The organism is Azospirillum sp. B510 (assembly GCF_000010725.1).
Lineage (GTDB): Bacteria > Pseudomonadota > Alphaproteobacteria > Azospirillales > Azospirillaceae > Azospirillum > Azospirillum lipoferum_B.
On sequence record NC_013856.1, the window covers coordinates 470,604 to 484,366 of the forward strand.

14 protein-coding genes are annotated in these 13,763 nt (G+C 68.2%); 8 read left to right on the forward strand and 6 right to left on the reverse strand.

Annotated features, from left to right (window positions below):
- Window positions 1–27: 27 nt before the first annotated feature.
- A complete protein-coding gene (locus AZL_RS23450; RefSeq protein ID WP_012976927.1) occupies window positions 28–1,047 on the reverse strand; it encodes a 1-aminocyclopropane-1-carboxylate deaminase in 1,020 nt (339 codons plus the stop codon).
- 140 nt (window positions 1,048–1,187) lie between these two features.
- Here AZL_RS23450 and AZL_RS23455 point away from each other — a divergent pair, with 140 nt between their 5' ends.
- Window positions 1,188–1,667, forward strand: a complete 480-nt coding sequence (locus AZL_RS23455; RefSeq protein WP_012976928.1) for an Lrp/AsnC family transcriptional regulator — start codon at window positions 1,188–1,190, stop codon at window positions 1,665–1,667.
- A gap of 17 nt (window positions 1,668–1,684) precedes the next feature.
- On the opposite strand, the gene AZL_RS23460 is transcribed toward AZL_RS23455, so the two are convergent.
- Window positions 1,685–2,293, reverse strand: a complete 609-nt coding sequence (locus AZL_RS23460; protein ID WP_012976929.1) for a TetR/AcrR family transcriptional regulator — start codon at window positions 2,291–2,293, stop codon at window positions 1,685–1,687.
- Window positions 2,294–2,446: 153 nt separating this feature from the next.
- Here AZL_RS23460 and AZL_RS23465 point away from each other — a divergent pair, with 153 nt between their 5' ends.
- Entirely contained in the window at window positions 2,447–2,845 is a 399-nt protein-coding gene (locus tag AZL_RS23465) for a RidA family protein (protein WP_012976930.1), read from the forward strand.
- Between the two features lie 27 nt (window positions 2,846–2,872).
- Here AZL_RS23465 and AZL_RS23470 read toward each other — a convergent pair whose 3' ends face one another.
- The gene (locus AZL_RS23470; RefSeq protein WP_042445147.1) at window positions 2,873–3,457 is read right to left on the reverse strand and encodes a hemerythrin domain-containing protein; all 585 of its coding nucleotides are present in this window, start codon (window positions 3,455–3,457) and stop codon (window positions 2,873–2,875) included.
- 50 nt (window positions 3,458–3,507) lie between these two features.
- Entirely contained in the window at window positions 3,508–4,689 is a 1,182-nt protein-coding gene (locus AZL_RS23475; RefSeq protein ID WP_012976932.1) for an amidase, read from the reverse strand.
- 787 nt (window positions 4,690–5,476) lie between these two features.
- Here AZL_RS23475 and AZL_RS23480 point away from each other — a divergent pair.
- The 6 genes from AZL_RS23480 (at window position 5,477) to AZL_RS23505 (ending at window position 12,951) form a co-directional block, all read left to right on the forward strand.
- Window positions 5,477–6,631, forward strand: coding sequence for an ABC transporter substrate-binding protein (locus AZL_RS23480; RefSeq protein ID WP_012976933.1), 1,155 nt, complete (start codon window positions 5,477–5,479; stop codon window positions 6,629–6,631).
- A 37-nt stretch (window positions 6,632–6,668) separates the two neighbouring features.
- Window positions 6,669–7,706 (forward strand): branched-chain amino acid ABC transporter permease, encoded by a 1,038-nt coding sequence (locus AZL_RS23485; RefSeq protein ID WP_012976934.1) that lies wholly within the window; start codon window positions 6,669–6,671, stop codon window positions 7,704–7,706.
- A 47-nt stretch (window positions 7,707–7,753) separates the two neighbouring features.
- Window positions 7,754–9,601, forward strand: a complete 1,848-nt coding sequence (locus tag AZL_RS23490) for a branched-chain amino acid ABC transporter ATP-binding protein/permease (protein ID WP_042445428.1) — start codon at window positions 7,754–7,756, stop codon at window positions 9,599–9,601.
- Complete coding sequence (locus tag AZL_RS23495; RefSeq protein ID WP_012976936.1) at window positions 9,598–10,347, forward strand: ABC transporter ATP-binding protein; 750 nt, start codon at window positions 9,598–9,600, stop codon at window positions 10,345–10,347. Before AZL_RS23490 ends, AZL_RS23495 begins: the two co-directional genes overlap by 4 nt.
- A 142-nt stretch (window positions 10,348–10,489) precedes the next feature.
- Window positions 10,490–10,963 carry a MarR family winged helix-turn-helix transcriptional regulator gene (locus AZL_RS23500; protein WP_012976937.1) on the forward strand — a complete coding sequence of 158 codons (474 nt, stop codon included), beginning with the start codon at window positions 10,490–10,492 and terminating at the stop codon, window positions 10,961–10,963.
- Window positions 10,964–11,067: 104 nt separating this feature from the next.
- Window positions 11,068–12,951, forward strand: a complete 1,884-nt coding sequence (locus tag AZL_RS23505; protein ID WP_012976938.1) for a diguanylate cyclase — start codon at window positions 11,068–11,070, stop codon at window positions 12,949–12,951.
- Window positions 12,952–12,965: 14 nt separating this feature from the next.
- On the opposite strand, the gene AZL_RS23510 is transcribed toward AZL_RS23505, so the two are convergent.
- Together AZL_RS23510 and hypA are read right to left on the reverse strand one after the other, a co-directional pair.
- On the reverse strand, window positions 12,966–13,247 hold the full coding sequence (locus AZL_RS23510; RefSeq protein WP_012976939.1) for a HypC/HybG/HupF family hydrogenase formation chaperone: 282 nt from the start codon (window positions 13,245–13,247) through the stop codon (window positions 12,966–12,968).
- 21 nt (window positions 13,248–13,268) lie between these two features.
- Window positions 13,269–13,610: a hydrogenase maturation nickel metallochaperone HypA gene (gene hypA / locus AZL_RS23515; RefSeq protein ID WP_012976940.1), complete on the reverse strand. Its 342-nt coding sequence runs from the start codon at window positions 13,608–13,610 to the stop codon at window positions 13,269–13,271.
- Window positions 13,611–13,763: the final 153 nt, after the last annotated feature.

The following is a 13,763-nucleotide window of genomic DNA, read 5'->3' on the forward strand; positions in this document are numbered from 1 at the left end:
CCGCAAGGGTCGGGGGGCGTCGGCTTATCAGCCGTTCCGGTAGGTGTAGCTGTAGCCGTTCAGCGCCGGGGCGCCGCCGAGATGGGCGTAGAGGACCTTCGAGCCTTCGGGGAACCAGCCCTTCTTCACGAGGTCGATCATGCCCTGCATCGACTTGCCCTCATAGACCGGGTCGGTGATCATCGCCTCGGTGCGGGCGGCCAGGCGGATCGCCTCGTTGGTCTCGGCGCTGGGCACGCCATAGGCCGGATAGGCATAGTCTTCCAGGATGACGATCTCGTCGTCGCGGACCTTGCGGCCGAGTTCGACCAGCTCGGCCGTGTTGTCGACGATCTGGCGGACCTGGGCGCGGGTCTGTTCCGGCGTGCCGGAGGCGTCGATGCCGATCACGCGGTCGGCGCGGTCGTCGGCGGCGAAGCCGACGATCATGCCGCCCTGGGTCGAGCCGGTCACGACGCAGACGACGATGTAGTCGAACTTGAAGCCGAGCTCGGCCTCCTGCTTGCGGACCTCCTCGGCGAAGCCGACATAGCCGAGACCGCCGTATTTGTGGACGGAGCCGCCGGCCGGAATGCCGTAGGGCTTGCCGCCGACATCCTTCACCGACTGGATGGCGTCCTCCCAGCTCTTGCGGATGCCGATGTCGAAGCCGTCGGAAACGATGCGGCTGTCGGCGCCCATCAGGCGGGTCAGCAGGATGTTGCCGACGCGGTCATAGACGGCGTCCTCGTGCGGAACCCAGCTCTCCTGCACGACCACGCACTTCATGCCGAGCTTGGCGGCGGTGGCCGCCACCATGCGGGTGTGGTTCGACTGCACGCCGCCGATGGACACCAGCGTGTCGGCGCCGGCCGCGATGGCGTCGGGAACGATGTATTCCAGCTTGCGCAGCTTGTTGCCGCCCATGGCGAGGCCGGAGTTGCAGTCGTCGCGCTTGGCGTAGATCTCGACCTTGCCGCCGAGCGCCTCGGTCAGGCGGGGCAGATGTTCGATGGGAGTCGGGCCGAAGGTGAGCGGATAACGTTCGAAGCGATCGAGGCGCAGCATGGCGGGGCTCCACTGTCTCAAGTGAAGCGACGGTATCACCGTAGAAATGAAAGGTGCTCTCAAACTTCGCTATCGGATTGCTGTTTCAGGCTGATAAAATGCCATTTTGTGCGCTATCCATCCCAAATTCATGGATGAAAATGAGAGAAACCACCGCCGATGAGGGGCCCAGCCCGGCCGACCGCAAGATTCTCCAGCTTCTTCAAAGGGATGGCCGGATGACGAACGCCGATCTGGCGGCGGCGGTGAATCTCAGCCCGGCCACCTGCCACCGGCACACCCAACGGCTTTTCGCCGAGGGCTACATCCGTTCCGTCCGGGCCGAGATCGAGCCGGCGAAGGTGGATCGCGGCACGCTGGTGATGGTCGGGGTCGAGTTGGACCGCTCGACGCCGGAAAGCTTCGCCGCGTTCGAGCAGGCGATCCGCAAGCTGCCCTTCGTGCTGGACTGTCATCTCGTCGCCGGGGACTTCGATTTCTTCCTGAAGATCCGGGTCAGCGACATCGCGGATTTCAACCGTCTGCACGGGCAGCAACTGATCGCGCTTCCCGGCGTGCGGCAGACGCGCACCTTCTTCGTCATGAAGGAGGTGATCGACAACGCGATGCTGGATTTCTGACTGTCGGACCCGTGGAGTCAGGCCGGGCGCGCCAGCAGTCCCCCCGCCAGGATGCGGAATGCCTCGACGGCCTTGGGGAGAACCTCTCGCGGGTGGTCGCTGGCGGCGACCCAGAGGGCGGCGTTCAGCGCCGCCCCATTCAGCAACCGCGCCGCCGCTTCCGCATCCACGGGCCTGACGATCCCTTGCGCGATCAGGCTTTCCACCGTCCGGCGGGTCGCTTGCAGGCAGCCGCTCTGGCTTGGCCATTGTGAGGGATCGCCGAGGAACGCGGGGCCGTCCAGCAGGACGATGCGCTGGATCTCGGGCTCCAGCGCCATTTCGATATAGGCGACGCCCTCGGCCAGCAGGCCGTCCCACTCATTGCCGGCGCGGCGGACGATGGCTTGAGCGATTGCAATGGCGCGGGTCGCCATCTCGGTGTCGATCTGGTCGACCACCGCCTGGAGAAGCCCGCGCTTGTCGCCGAAATTGTGGTAGAGCGCGCCGCGCGTCAGCCCGGCCTCGGCGGTCAGCTCATCCATCGACGCGGCGGCAAACCCCTTTTCGGCGAAGGCTTTGCGGGCGGAGCCGATCAGCTTGGCGCGGGTTTCCTCCATCATTTCAGCGCGTCGTTTTACGGCCATGGCATCCCCGAAGCTCTATGGCATACGCTCCGTATGTGCATTGACATACGAAGCGTATGTATGCTGTGGTTCGCATACGCGGCGTATATCAACTTCCGCCGCGCCTGTGAAGCCCAAAGCCGGATTGCCCGGCACTCACCGAAGAGGACGATCATGGCGCAACACGACGCAATCACCCCGGCCGGCCGACAAGCCCTGTATGAGCGGCACCGTTATTCGGCGGCGATCCGGTCCGGGGATCTGCTGTTCGTATCGGGGCAGGTCGGCAGCCGTGCCGACGGCTCGCCCGAGCCGGACTTTGAACGGCAGGTGCGGCAGGCCTTCGACAATCTCGCCACTGTGCTTGCCGCAGCCGGCTGCGGCTTGGGCGACATCGTCGACGTCACCACCTTCCACACCGACCCGGCGAACCAGATCGAGACCGTCATGGCGGTGCGCGAAACGCTGATCGGCGATCCGCCCTATCCGAACTGGACGGCGGTCGGGGTGACCTGGCTCGCCGGGTTCGATTTCGAGATCAAGGTCATCGCCCGCATTCCCGCCGCCGCGTGATTGACGGCAAGAGGCGCGGCGGAAAGGTCAGCGGTCGGCGTCCCGCCGGCCGTAGCCGATGGGCGGCGGGGCCAGATCGAGGATGCGCTGGTAGAGCCGTTCCGCCTCCTCCCGCGGCTTGAGGCCGAACAGCGGATTGTCGTTCTCGCGGAAGGCGTCGTCGATCTCCCGCCAATCCTCCGCCGTCAGGGTCCGTTCGGCCAGCGGTAGCAGCTGCTCCTCCTCGGTCTGGAGATGGCCGTATTCGAGGGCGGCGTAGCGTTCGGCGGTGGCGAAGAAATCCTCCGCCGCGCCGTCGTCGCCGGCCTCGAACCGGACCAGCTGCCGCTTCAGCGTCTCGATCATCGGATAGCCGAGCGCATGTTCGCGCTCCAGCCTGCCGAGCAGGTCTTCCGCCTCCGGCGCGCGGCGGCGGATGGCGGCGAAGAGGAAGCGATCCTCCTTCGGATGATGCCAGTGGTCGGGATAGCTGACGATGTAGTCGAGGATGGCGCGCAGCAGCGGGAAATCGGGGGCTGCCCCGCCGCGGATGGCGCGGATCTGATGGCGCAGGGCATGCAGCACCGCGGCGATGGCGAAATGCTCGTCCTTGATGATGCGGATGGCGTCCATGCTGGGGCTCCCCCGGGATGAGGATGGTCGCGGCGGGGCAGGCGGCGCACTCAGGGCGCCGGCAGGCGGGCCGCGATGTGGGCGGCCACCGCGCACAGTAGCTCGTCGGCGCCCTTGGCGGCGACCAGCTGAAGGCTCGCCGGGGCGCCGTCGACGGCGGCGAGCGGGATGGCGATCGCCGGATGGCCCGACAGGTTGAAGGGGCGGACCAGCGTGGTCATGCGGACCAGCCGGCTGGTGTCGCCGGCATCGGCCACCAGCGGCGGCGGTCCGGCCATGGTCGGCAGGGCGATGACCGCCACCCGCGCCAGCAGGGCGTCGACCTCGGCGGTGAAGGCCGCGCGCACCGCCTCGGCGCGGGCGAGATCCTCCGCCGTGGTGCGGGCGGCGTTGCGCAGACGGACCGCGACATCCTCGCCCACCAGCCCGGTCTCGACCAGGGCGGCGCAGGCGGCCCAGGTCTCGACATTGATCACCGACAGACCGGCCTCGAAGGCGGCGCGCATGCCGGCCAGGGCGACCGGCTCCACCGGCAGGTCGGATGACCCCACCGCGGCGCGCACGGCGGCGGCGATGCCGCCGTCGACGTCACCGGCGGATTCCGGATCGAGCAGGCCGATGGTCACGCCGTCAATGGCGGGAAGCGGCCCGAAGGTCGGGTCGATGGCGGCCATGCAGGCGGACAGCCGGTCCATGTCGGCGGCGAAGGGGCCGACGCAGTCGAGCGAGGTCTCCGCCGGCATCACACCGTGGCGGCTGACCCGCCCGAAGGTCGGCTTCAACCCGAAGACGCCGCAGCAGGCCGCCGGAATGCGGACCGAGCCGCCGGTGTCGGTGCCGATCGCGGCATCGGCCAGCCCGGCGGCGACGGCGGCGGCCGACCCGCTGGAGGAGCCGCCGGGCACGAAGGCGGGGAAGCGCGGGTTGGGCGCGGTGCCGGCCCAGCGGTTGATGCCGGTGGTGCCGAAGGCGAGCTCGTGCATCGTCGTCTTGCCGACGATCCGCCAGCCGCTGGCCAGCAGGTTGCCGACGACCTCGGCATGGCCGGCGGCCGGCGCCGCATCCGCCAGCGACCGGCTGCCGGCGCGCGTCGGCGTGCCGGCGATGTCGATGGTGTCCTTGATCGCGACGGTGGGAAGGGCGGTCGGAAGAGTGCCGCCGCTTCCGTTCCCGGACGCGAGAGCCCCGGGCGCGATATCAAGGGCCTGGACGAAGATCGTGGCGGATGTCATGGGCGGTGCCTTCCCCGGTCCGGCCGGAGTCCTCGCGGCGGTTTCCCGCGGCAATGGTCAGCGATACCGCCGCCGGAGCCGGAACCGCTCAGGGTGGATGGGATGGATGGAGCCTAGCGGCTGGAAACGTGATTAGTCAATTGACTTTGGGAAAATATTTTTTGCTGCGTCCGCACAAAAACTGAGCGGTGCGATATCCGCCCATATTGTCCGGAGACAGTGGTGGAGGCGGGGAGTCCATTAAAAATATACAATAATATTAATTAGTTAGCCCGTCATCGATACTTTTCGGGCAAGGGCTCCCTCCTAAGTATCTGATTTGGGCACTTGGTTGGGGATCGCCTGTCAGCGATGCAGGAACCTGTCGTAAAAGGAGGCAGTTTTCATTGAAAATTTGATTGCGGAATCACGAAACTCTGGCTTAATGATTGGCAAGGGTGGACGGCATGGCCGCCACCAGGGCCTCGATGGAGAAGTGCGGGCCAACCGCCTCCGAACTCTTGGTTCTCAAACATCCATAAGAAAAATTCGCGACTTGGAGAGAAACCGGACAGGAAATCCGAGTTGGATTTTAAGCAATGGCGCGCTGACGAACTGTTCGCCTCGCTGATTGCTTTTCAATGCCAGTGGTGATGCTGGCGGCGGCGTCCGCTTTGGTCTTTCCGGAATCGAGAAGAGGCCGGGTGGTGGTGCTTTCCGTTGCGAAGGCCCGCCCCACCGGCCCGACGGGTCCGCTGGCGCCGCCATGCGGACCGGGACAGCAGGGCAACATGAAAAGGAGGGTGCGGTGTTCGCAAAGAGACTGGCGGTTCCGTTGCTGCTCGGGGCGCTGACGGCCGGACTGGCGGCCGGGGCCGAGGCGCAGGTGAAGATCGGCGTGGTGAGTTCGGCGACCGGTCCGGTCGCCCTGGTCGGCATTCCGCAGAAGAACAGCGTCCCGCTGCTGCCGGCCAGCATCGCCGGCCAGACGGTGCAATACATCGCGCTCGACGACGCCAGCGATCCGACGGCGACCGTCACCGCCTTCAAGAAGCTGATCACCGAGGAGAAGGTGGACGCCATCATCGGCCCGTCGGGATCGCCCAACGCCATGGGCGTCATCCCGTTCGCCGCCGAGGCCGGCGTGCCGATGCTGGCCCCGGTCGGCTCGGCCGCCGCCGTGCTGCCGATGACCGACCAGAAGAAATGGGTGTTCAAGACCACCCAGAACGACGACCTGATCGCCGAGGCGCTGCTGGACCATATGGCGAAGACCGGGGTCAAGACCGCCGGCTTCATCGGCGCCGCCGATCCCTTCGGCGACAACTGGCTGAAGGTGTTCGCCGAGGGCCTGGCCAAGCGCGGCATCAAGCTGGTGGCGACCGAGCGGTTCCAGCGCCAGGACACCTCGCTGACCGCCCAGGGGCTGAAGATCCTGTCGGCCCGGCCCGACGCGGTGCTGGTCGCCGCCCCCGGCAGTGCCTCGGTCCTGCCGCAGACGACGCTGTACGACCAGGGCTATCGCGGCAAGGTCTATCAGACGCATGGCGCCGCCCTGCCCGATTTCCTCAAGCTGGGCGGCAAGAAGGTGGAGGGCACCATCCTGGCCGCCAGCCTGATGCTGGTGCTGGACCAGATGCCGGACAGCCACCCGTCCAAGAAGATCGCCGCCGACTACATCGCCGCCTACGAGAAGCTCAACGGCTCCAAGCCGGCGACCTTCGGCGCCAACGTCTATGACGCCGGCCTGCTGCTGGAGCGCACCATCCCGGTGGCGCTGAAGAGCGGCGAGCCGGGAACCGCCGCCTTCCGCGGCGCGCTGCGCGACGCGCTGGAACAGGTTAAGGAGCTGGCGGGAACCCAGGGCGTCTACACCATGACCCCGGCCGACCACAGCGGCTTCGACGCCCGTGGACGCGAGCTGATCACCGTATCCGGCGGCAAGTGGACGCTGGTCAAGTGACCTGCTGAGCCGCCGCCGGCGCGAGGGGACACCGGTCATGAATTTCCAGATCATCATGCTGCTGGGCCAGGACGGGATCACCAACGGCGCCATCTACGCGCTGCTGGCCCTGTCGATCCTGCTGGTCTTCACCGTCACCCGCATCCTGCTGATTCCGCAGGGCGAGTTCGTCTCCTTCGCCGCGCTCACCATGGCGGCGATGCAGGGCGGCACCCCGGTCCGGCTGGGCTGGCTGCTGCTGGCGCTGGCCGCCGCCGCCTTCGTCATGGACATCCAGGCCGGCTTCAGGCGGGATGGCCGGCTGGCGATCCGCCGGGGCTCCGCCTTCGGCCTGCTCTATGCGGCGGGCCTGACGGCGCTGACCGTCCTCGTGCCGCTGGCCGAGGCGGGGGTGGCGGTGCAGGCGCTGGCGACGGTGGCGCTGATGGTGCCGCTGGGGCTGGCGATCTACCGCGTCTTCTACCAGCCGATCGCCGCCGCCCACCCGCTGGTGCTGCTGATCGTCTCCATCGCCGTGCATGTGGTGATGGTCGGCATCGGGCTTTTGATGTTCGGGCCGGAGGGGGCGCGGACGGAGCCGTTTTCCGACGGCGTCCTCAGCTTCGGCATGGTGATGCTGAACAGCCAGACCATCTGGGTGGTGGCGGTGTCGCTGGCGCTGATCCTGGGCCTGTACCTGTTCTTCGAACGCAGCCTGTACGGCAAGGCGCTGCGCGCCGCCGCCGTCAACCGGCTGGGGGCGGAGCTGGTCGGCATCTCGCCCGAACTGGCGGGCAAGGCCAGCTTCGCGCTCGCCGGGCTGATCGGCAGCCTGTCCGGCATCCTGATCGCGCCGATCACCACGATCTATTACGACAGCGGCTTCATCATCGGGCTGAAGGGCTTCGTCTGCGCCATCATCGGCGGGCTGGCGAGCTATCCGGCCGCCGCCATCGGCGCCCTGCTGATCGCGCAGGCCGAATCCTTCTCCACCTTCTGGGCCAGCAGCTACAAGGAGGTGATCGTCTTCACGCTGATCCTCCCGGTCCTGGTCTGGCGCTCGCTGTCCCACCATGGCGCGGAGGATGAGGAATGAAGCCCGGCGCCCTGTCCAAGCCCTCCGCCGAAAGGCCGTCCCCCTCCATGCCCAGGCTTTCGCCATCCGGCCGGATCCTGCTGGCGCTGGTGCCGCTGCTGGCCGTGGCACCGCTGCTGCTGCCCACATATCAGGTCACGCTCGCCAACAACATCGGCGTCTTCGCGCTGGCGACGCTCGGCCTCGTGCTGCTGACCGGCGTCGCCGGCATGACCAGCTTCGGGCAGGCCGCCTTCGTCGGCGTCAGCGCCTATGCCACCGCCTATCTCGCCACCGCCGCCGCCGGCGACCTGCCGGCACCGCTCGCCTGGATGGCCGGGTCGCCGCTCGCCGGGCTGGCGGCCGGGCTGCTGCTGACGCTGGCCATCGCGCTCGTGCTGGGGGCGGTGACGCTGCGGCTGTCCGGCCATTACCTGCCGCTCGGCACCATCGCCTGGGGGCTGTCGCTGTTCTACCTGTTCGGCACCCTGGAGTTTCTCGGCGGCCACAGCGGGGTGACCGGCATCCCGGCGCTGTCCCTGTTCGGCGTCTCCTTCGACCGGGCGGAGTCGCTGTTCTACCTGATCTGGGCGATCCTGCTGTTGGCGGTGGCGGCGACGCTGAACCTGCTGGATTCCCGCGTCGGCCGCGCCATCCGCGCGCTGCGCGGCGGCCAGCGCATGTCGGAATCGATGGGCGTCGACAGTTTCCGCGCCAAGATGACCGCCTTTCTGGTTTCGGCCCTCTATGCCGGGCTGGCGGGCTGGCTCTACGCCTACACCCAGCGCTTCGTCAGCCCGGCGCCCTTCAGCCTCCAGGCCGGCATCGACTTCCTGTTCATGGCGCTGATCGGCGGGGTGGGGCAGGTCTGGGGGGCGGTGATCGGCGCGGCCGGCGTCACCTTCGCCCGGCAGTGGTTGCAGGACCTGCTGCCGCATCTGCTGGGCCGCACCGGCAATTTCGAAGCCATCGTCTTCGGCCTGCTGATCATCCTGCTGATGCAGCGCCTGCCCGGCGGCATCGCCGGCTGGATCGCCAAGGCGTTCGAGCGCCGCCGGCATCGGCGCCCCGGCCGCTCCGAAACGGCGGAGGCGGATTCGGCCATCGCCGATCCGTCCATCGCGGACCCGCTGCCGCGCCGGCCGATGCCGGCCAAGGGCGAGGTGGTGCTGGAGGCGAGGGGGGTGACGCGGCGTTTCGGCGGGCTGGTCGCCAACCGCGACATCAGCTTCACCGTGCGGGCCGGCGAGATCCTGGCGGTCATCGGTCCCAACGGGGCGGGCAAGAGCACGCTGTTCAACCAGCTCTCCTGCGTCGACCATCCGACCTCCGGCGAGATTCTGTTCCGTGGCGAGCGGATCGACGGCCGCACCGCCCGCGCCATGGCCGGCGCCGGCCTCAGCCGCAGCTTCCAGCATGTGAAACTGCTGCCGACCATGAGCGTGCTGGAGAATGTCGCCATCGGCGCCCATCTGCGCGGCTCCAAGGGCGTCGCCGCCGCCGCCCTGCGGCTGAACCGGGCCGAGGAGGCGCGGCTGCTCGACGAGGCGCGGCGCCAGCTGGTCCGGGTCGGGCTCGGCCAGCATCTCCATGCCGAGGCGGGCAGTCTGGCGCTCGGCCAACAGCGCATCCTGGAGATCGCCCGCGCGCTGTGCGCCGACCCCTGCCTGCTGCTGCTGGACGAACCGGCCGCCGGCCTGCGCTTCCTCGAAAAACAGGCGCTGGCTGAGCTGCTGGTGAGGCTGCGGTCGGAGGGGATGGCGATCCTGCTGGTCGAGCATGACATGGATTTCGTCATGGGGCTGGTCGACCGCGTCTATGTCATGGAGTTCGGCGAGCGCATCGCCGAAGGCCCGCCGGAGACGATCCAGACCAACCCGGCCGTCCTCGAAGCCTATCTGGGAGGTGTCGAATGAGCGCGCCGCTGCTGGAGGTCTCCGACCTCTGCGTCTCCTACGGCAAGATCGAGGCGCTGAGCAACGCCAGCCTGCGGGTGGGCGAGGGGCAGATCGTCACCGTCATCGGCCCGAACGGGGCCGGCAAGACGACGCTGCTGTCCGCCATCATGGGCGTGCTGCCGTCGCGCGGCCGTGTCAGCTTTCTGGGGCGGGAGGGGCGATCGCCGGCGATCCAGGACATGGTGGCGCGCGGCATGAGCCTGGTGCCGGAGAAGCGGGCGCTGTTCGCCACCATGAGCGTGGAGGACAATCTGCGGCTCGGCGGCTTCCGCTTCCATGCGCGATCCCGGCGGGAGCAGGACGCGGCGATGGAGGAGCTCTATGCCCTGTTCCCCCGGCTGAAGGAGCGGCGCGGCCAGATGGCGGCGACGCTGTCGGGCGGCGAGCGGCAGATGCTGGCGCTCGCCCGCGCCCTGATGGGCAAGCCGAAGCTGCTGATGCTGGACGAGCCGTCGCTCGGGCTGGCGCCGCTGATCGTGCGCGAGGTCTTCCGCATCATCGCCGAGCTGCGGCGCGGCGGCGTGTCGATCCTGCTGATCGAGCAGAACGCCCGCGCCGCCTTGCGCGTCGCCGACCACGCCTATGTGCTGGAGCTGGGGCGCATCGCCATGGAGGGGCCGGCGGCGGAGCTGGCGCATGACCCGCGCGTGGTGGCGGCCTATCTCGGCATGGCCGGCAGGCATCAGGAGATGCTCGCCTCATGACCGGCCCCGGCCGGCGGCGGCATGCGGCCGCCCGGTCGGACCCGCCTTTCACGGTATTTCCCTCATGGCGTTTGGCAATCCCACCGGCGATTGCTAAAACGGACCCCCGTCTCGGCACCGGCTGGACAGATATCGGGCACCCATGGCCATCGCCAAGAAACTTCGCCGCTACATCCCGTCGGACCCCGCGTTCAATGTGGAGGAATTTCCGTTCTATTGGCTTGCCCGCGTCCAGGGCGTCTACAGCCAGAGGATGGAAGCCGCGTTGAAGCGGATCGGCACCGACATCCCGAGCTGGCGGGTGCTGTTCATCCTGAAGACGCGCGGCACGTCGAGCATTTCGGAGCTCTCGACCCACGCCATCGTCAAGCTGTCGACGATGACCCGCATCGTCTACCGCATGAAGGCGGAAGGGCTGGTCGAGACCGGCACCAACGCCGACGATGGCCGCGTCACCGAAGTGACGATGACCCCGGCCGGCGACGCGCTGGCCGAACGCATCCAGGAGGCGACAACGAAACTGTTCGCCCGCAGTTTCGAGGGGCTGTCGGAAGCGCAGATCGCCAGGCTGAACGCCATTCTTCAGCAGCTCTACGACAATCTGGCGGAGGATTGACCGGTTCGCCGGTGTTGGGCCCGGCGACTGCGGTCGGTCCCAATTGCGGGGGCCGCCCGTCGGCGTCCATCGTTGTGGCCGGACGCTGAGCGGCACGGGACGACATGAAGCGCGCATGGGTCGGCACGACCATCGGACTGATCATCCTGCTGAATGGCGTGCTTGGCGGCCTGCTCGCGGCGGAGCGCCGCGCCTATGTCGACGGGATGATGCATGTGGCGGCGCTGGCCGCCACCCACACCGCCGAACATATGGACGCGGCGATGGAGGTCGCCGACCGTACGATCTCCGTAATCATGGAATTCATGCGGCTCTCCGACCGGATCGGCGGCCTTGAGGAGATCGAGGTCCATCGGCTGCTGCTCCACCAGCAGGTCATCACCCCAAGTCTGATCAGCCTTTACATCGTTTCGCCGGATGGGCGCCTGCGGTATGATTCCCGTTCGGCGCACCCGGTGAAGGCGGACCTGTCCGACCGGGATTATGTCCAATATCACCTGAACGGCGGCGCCGACATCCTGTTCATCGGAAAGCCAGTCGTCAGCCGGATGACCGGCGAGTGGATCGTTCCGGTCAGCCGGCGGGTCGAGGATCGGTTCGGGCGCCTGATCGGGATCGTCACCGCGGCACTCGATCCCGCCGTCTTTTCGGCGCTGCTGCAAGCCTCCCCCCTGCCCGAGGGCATGCGGGCGGTCATCCTGTCACCGTCGGGATTCGTCTTCGGTTGTCTTAGCGGGACGGAGGAGCTGGGCCGCTCCGCTGCCGACTGGCCGCTGTTCCTCGATCATCTGCAAAGCGTCGGGACCGCCGCCGCCACGACCATCATGACCGAGAAGGGGGCCATCCTGCCGGGCGTGGTCGGGCCGGGCGCCTATGACGTCAGCTCCCGCCATGGCGTCATCGTGGCGGCCAACATCGCCACGCGGGATGCGATCGCCGACTGGGAGGGCCGCCTGCCGGTCTATTTCGCGCTCGACATCGTGCTGAGCGTCGGCGGTGGGATGCTGTCCGTCATCCTCCACCGGCAGGTGACCCGGCGGCGGCGGGCGCTGCGGGAACTGGCCGACGCGAATGCCCGGCTGGAACAGCGCGTGGCGGACCGGACGGCCGCCCTTCAGCGCAGCGAGGAACGCCTGACCGCCTTCGTGACCACCGCCCGCGACGCGATGCTGGTGGTGGATGGACATGGCGTCGTCCAGTTCTTCAATCCGGCCGCGACCGCGCTGTTCGGGTATGACGCCGACGACGTGATCGGCAAGAGCTTCGACATGCTGCTGCCGGGCCAGCTGGCCGTCTTCCAGGAGCGCGTGGGGTGCGCGGGCCATGGGGGCGACGAGAAGGACTGCATCGGCGAGCTGATGGCCCGGCACCGCAGCGGCGTCGAGTTTCCGGTCGAATTCACGCTGGGTATCTCCCGCAACGGGGGCGAGGTGATCTTCGTCGGCGTCCTGCGCGACATCCGCGAGCGCAAGTTGCAGGAGGAAAGGCTGTGGCAGCTTGCCACTCTGGACCCGCTGACCGGGCTGCTGAACCGGCGCGCCTTCATGGAGCGCGGCGCCGCCCTGCTGGAGGAGGGCTGGCGGCAGGGCAGGCCGGTCAGCGTCCTGATGATCGACGCCGACCATTTCAAGTCGATCAATGACGGCTTCGGCCATCAGACCGGCGACGTCGTGCTGCGCATGCTGGCCGGCATCCTGGCGGCGGCGGTGCGCGGCGACGACCTTCTGGGCCGCCTGGGCGGCGAGGAGTTCGCCGTCATCCTGCCGGGAGCCGATGGTCCCGACGCCGACGGCATCGCCGAGCGGCTGCTGGCCGATGTCCGCCAGGCGCGGGTGCCGGCGCCTGGCCGGATTCTGACCATCACCATCAGCATCGGCATCAGCGTGGCGCAGCGGCGCTGCGCGCTGGAGGATCTGCTGGCGGCGGCGGACCGGGCGCTTTACGAGGCCAAGACCATGGGCCGCGACCGGCGCGCCATCGCGGCCTGAGCGATTCGGCCGCGTCAGCCGATCAGGGACGCTTTCAGATGGCCGCGCCCGTCCTCCGCCTCGTCGAGTTGGCGCAGCAGGTCGAGCGTCGCCCGCGCGTCGGCCTCCGTGATGCGGGACAGGGCGAAGCCGAGATGGACCAGCACCCAGTCGCCGGTCCAGCCGGACAGCGGCTCGTCCGGCGCGGCGAGGCAGGACAGGTTCACCTCCCGCCTTTCGCCCAGCATCTCGGCGGTCACGGTCATCCGGCCGGCATCGGCGACGCCGAGGATGAGAGCGGGAACTCCAAGGCACATCGCGGTGTTCCTTCCCGGCGCTCAGGCCACTTCCAGTTCGACCAGGGTCAGCTCGTCGCCGCCGCGCGGGCTGAGGCGGAGGCCGCCGCAGGCCGGGCAGGGGGCGAGCCGCTCCGGCACCCGCCGTTCGCAGCCGCAATCCTCGCACCAGACGAGGCCCGGCGGCTGGTCGATCTCGACCGCGGCGCCATCGGCCAGCGTGTCACGGCGGACGACATCGAAGGCGAAGCGCAGGGCGTCGGGATCGACGCAGGCGAATTGCCCGACCGCCAGCCGGATGCGGGTGACCCGCCGGAAGGCGTGCCGTCGCGATTCCTCCTGAAGCAGGTCCAGAAGCCGCTCGCACAATGAAAGCTCGTGCATGGTGCCTTCTCCACCCCGTGCAGACGAGAGGCCGTCTTGGGAGAGAGGTGTGAATTGGACGGATGTCCATAAGTCGATCAGGGGATCCCTATCACGGTGATTCAGGATTGGCAAACCGCAAAACCGCATGACTGCGTGGAATTCAGCAGTGAT

What these genes read in the sequence shown, in the direction of transcription:
- AZL_RS23450 (WP_012976927.1), bottom strand. Translation starts at nt 1,047, where the DNA reads ATGCTGCGCCTCGATCGCTTCGAACGTTATCCGCTCACCTTCGGCCCG.
- AZL_RS23455 (WP_012976928.1), top strand. Translation starts at nt 1,188, where the DNA reads ATGAGAGAAACCACCGCCGATGAGGGGCCCAGCCCGGCCGACCGCAAG.
- AZL_RS23460 (WP_012976929.1), bottom strand. Translation starts at nt 2,293, where the DNA reads ATGGCCGTAAAACGACGCGCTGAAATGATGGAGGAAACCCGCGCCAAG.
- AZL_RS23465 (WP_012976930.1), top strand. Translation starts at nt 2,447, where the DNA reads ATGGCGCAACACGACGCAATCACCCCGGCCGGCCGACAAGCCCTGTAT.
- AZL_RS23470 (WP_042445147.1), bottom strand. Translation starts at nt 3,457, where the DNA reads ATGGACGCCATCCGCATCATCAAGGACGAGCATTTCGCCATCGCCGCG.
- AZL_RS23475 (WP_012976932.1), bottom strand. Translation starts at nt 4,689, where the DNA reads ATGACATCCGCCACGATCTTCGTCCAGGCCCTTGATATCGCGCCCGGG.
- AZL_RS23485 (WP_012976934.1), top strand. Translation starts at nt 6,669, where the DNA reads ATGAATTTCCAGATCATCATGCTGCTGGGCCAGGACGGGATCACCAAC.
- AZL_RS23490 (WP_042445428.1), top strand. Translation starts at nt 7,754, where the DNA reads ATGCCCAGGCTTTCGCCATCCGGCCGGATCCTGCTGGCGCTGGTGCCG.
- AZL_RS23495 (WP_012976936.1), top strand. Translation starts at nt 9,598, where the DNA reads ATGAGCGCGCCGCTGCTGGAGGTCTCCGACCTCTGCGTCTCCTACGGC.
- AZL_RS23500 (WP_012976937.1), top strand. Translation starts at nt 10,490, where the DNA reads ATGGCCATCGCCAAGAAACTTCGCCGCTACATCCCGTCGGACCCCGCG.
- AZL_RS23505 (WP_012976938.1), top strand. Translation starts at nt 11,068, where the DNA reads ATGAAGCGCGCATGGGTCGGCACGACCATCGGACTGATCATCCTGCTG.
- AZL_RS23510 (WP_012976939.1), bottom strand. Translation starts at nt 13,247, where the DNA reads ATGTGCCTTGGAGTTCCCGCTCTCATCCTCGGCGTCGCCGATGCCGGC.
- hypA (WP_012976940.1), bottom strand. Translation starts at nt 13,610, where the DNA reads ATGCACGAGCTTTCATTGTGCGAGCGGCTTCTGGACCTGCTTCAGGAG.